This is a genomic window from Neisseria sp. P0022.S010 (assembly GCF_051956635.1).
This window is the reverse complement of sequence record NZ_JBQCXF010000675.1, coordinates 1-1,450: the sequence shown is the minus strand read 5'-3', so window position 1 is coordinate 1,450 and position 1,450 is coordinate 1. Positions and strand designations below refer to the sequence as shown.

Sequence of the window (1,450 nt, the reverse complement as noted above, 5' to 3'; positions counted from 1 at the left end):
CGAATCAGGGATTCGAACCCCGGACACAAGGATTATGATTCCTCTGCTCTAACCGACTGAGCTAATTCGCCGTTTCGTGAAGTCGCTATTATAGTTTTTTTTGAATATTTGGCAAGCGCTAATTTTGATTTTTTTTATTTCTTATTGTTTTTAAAAAATAAAAAGTAGATTGTTAGGTTATAGCTTATGGCAAATATCTCCGTGGCTGAAGCCTGTCCAATCGATATCAATGTCTTTGCCAAAAGCGATGACTTTAAAAAGTTCGCCCATTTCGTGCTGATGTATCAGTTTTTGTACTGCGGCGGCGGCTTGGATATATTCAACCGAATCCGGGCTGCCGATTTGTGCTAGCAGATCGGTGATGCCGAGATTGAGCAGGAAATAAGATTGGGGCAGGTAGCCGATTAAGTCTAAACCTGATTCCGTGCCGGCGCGTGCAATATCGGTGAAATTGACGTGCGCAGTCAAATCGGTCAGGCCGATATTGAAAAATGGGTCGTGGATAGTGTGGTGGCGATAGTGGCCGATGAATGTGCCTTCCTTGCGTTGCGGATGGTAATACTGAGCGGCATCGAAGCCGTAATCGATAAATATCATGCCGCCGCGCTGCAATTTGGCGGCCAGGGTTTGGATAAAGGCATATTGTGCAGGATGCAGCTCGCTTGTGTATGAGGGAAGGGGAGGGAAGTATAAGGCGGCTGTTTGCGTAAGTTCGGCTTGTACCAATGGTCTGATGGCTTCGATTAGCCCGTCATTCTCTAAACTGACGCCGATTTGTTGAAACCTTTCCTCTTGATAAATCAAGCGTTCCACCGGCATGGCATCCAATACTTCGTTGCCGATGATGATGCCGTCAAAATGTTCGGGCAATGTAGTGAGGTGGATGACTTTGGCGGCTGTTTCGGGGGAAGTATGCTCAAGAATATGTTGGCGTTGTCTTTCTGCAAGCTCTGCCGATAGCTCAATAATGTAGTAATGATTCAGGCCGTCTGAAAGGTTTTGCAAGAGTGTGGCAGCGAGATGACCTGTACCTGCACCAAATTCGTAGATATTGCCTGCTGTTTGCGGCAGTAATTCGGCAAGTTGTTTGGCAAGGGTTTGTCCGAATAGGGGGGTGAGGGTAGGGGCAGTAATGAAGTCGCCGTCTGTGCCGATTTTATGGCTGCCTCCGCTGTAATAACCGTATTGAGGTGTGTAAAGGGCAAGCTCCATAAAACGGGAGAAGGATATCCAGTTTTGATGTTGTTTAATTTCGTTTTTTATGAGCTTGGTCAGGTGTGCTGAAGAGGTTTGTGCATCAGGGGAAGGGAGGGGGAGTTGTGGCTTCATGACTGTTAGATAATGTAAAAAATTTGAATTTGTTTGTATATTATAGCCCATTGTGACAGGGGTGGTAATCGGGTATAAAAATACTATATATAGTATTTTAAAAACACAAATAATACTATAT

The 1,450-nt window shown here is 45.0% G+C and carries 1 protein-coding gene; it reads right to left on the bottom strand.

The window, feature by feature from the left end; translation table 11 throughout:
• Positions 1-177: 177 nt before the first annotated feature.
• Positions 178-1,329 carry a class I SAM-dependent methyltransferase gene (locus ACTHUT_RS20560; protein WP_440419658.1) on the bottom strand — a complete coding sequence of 384 codons (1,152 nt, stop codon included), beginning with the start codon at positions 1,327-1,329 and terminating at the stop codon, positions 178-180.
• Positions 1,330-1,450: the final 121 nt, after the last annotated feature.

Excerpts from the sequence above, each read along its gene's own strand:
- ACTHUT_RS20560 (WP_440419658.1), bottom strand. The coding sequence starts at position 1,329 with ATGAAGCCACAACTCCCCCTCCCTTCCCCTGATGCACAAACCTCTTCA.